The sequence below is a fragment of the Bradyrhizobium sp. 31Argb genome, assembly GCF_043638955.1.
Lineage (GTDB): Bacteria > Pseudomonadota > Alphaproteobacteria > Rhizobiales > Xanthobacteraceae > Bradyrhizobium.
This window is the reverse complement of sequence record NZ_JBEGDB010000623.1, coordinates 1-1,066: the sequence shown is the minus strand read 5'-3', so window position 1 is coordinate 1,066 and position 1,066 is coordinate 1. Positions and strand designations below refer to the sequence as shown.

At 63.8% G+C, this 1,066-nt stretch carries 1 protein-coding gene; it reads left to right on the top strand.

Annotated features, from left to right (window positions below; translation table 11 throughout):
- Positions 1-172 precede the first annotated feature (172 nt).
- Positions 173-955, top strand: coding sequence for a DUF2147 domain-containing protein (locus AAFX91_RS41895; RefSeq protein ID WP_130578198.1), 783 nt, complete (start codon positions 173-175; stop codon positions 953-955).
- Positions 956-1,066 lie beyond the last annotated feature (111 nt).

Genomic DNA, 1,066 nt, shown 5'->3' with positions numbered 1-1,066 from the left:
ACAAAGCTCGCGCCAAACTCGGCCGCGCCTATCCAGCCACCCCCAAAGAGTCAAAATCACTGTGATAGACCACTAGCACACGACTTACGTTTTGAAAGTGATCTAGGTCACGTTGCATCAGGTTGCTGATGTGTAGCTTCGCTGACCGGGGATTCCCGTTCTGGAGGTCATCATGAAGAAGCTTCTGGCTATCGCTGCGCTTTTGCTCGCAAGCACCGCAGCGCAGGCCCAGTACACCTTCGAATATGGTGGCCACACCATCCGCATCGACCCCGATCGCGGCACCGTCCAGATCCCCGGCGTCTACGACAATACCGGCCGCAAATCCAAGCGCGCCAAGAGCGAGGAAGGCACTCGCAAGCAGAAATCGCAGGAAGCGAAAACCGATTCGCAATCCGCGCCAGCTCCGGCGGCTCCCGCTCAGTCCGGGCAAGCCGCAGCACCGGCCGCCCCGCCGCCCGTTCCTGCTGCGCCGCCTCCGGCTGCGGCCTCCACCGAACCCTCGACCGCGACAGCAGCCGTTGCGCCGAACGCACCGGCACCGCAGACCCAGCAGACCGCGGTGCCCGCTGCGCCTCCGGCCCCGGCTCCGACGGTCGCCACAGCCACTCCAGCGCCGGTCGCGAAGCCCGTGACACCAGCGGCGGCAGCGCAAGCCAATTCGCCGATCGGCGTGTGGCTGACGGAGGAGAAGGAAGGCAAGGTCCGCATCGAGCAGTGCGGCGCCAACCTCTGCGGCTATGCCGTCGACGAGCAGTCGAACCAGAACGGCGAGCAGGTCCTGCTCAACATGAAGCCCAGCAAGGACAAATGGAGCGGCCGCATCCTCGATCCGAACAGCGGCAGTACCTATGACTCGACAATCGCGCTCAAGGGCTCCGACACCCTGCGTGTGCAGGGCTGCGCCTTCGGCGGCATGTTCTGCGGCGGCCAGACCTGGACTCGGGTGAACTGATCGTTCGCGGCGAACCGTAGCCCGGGTGAAGCGCAGAGGCTGGGCAAGAATTTCGCGGATTTCGGGAAGTTGAGGTACGATTCGCGGATGGTGAATCGTCTTTACAAGACC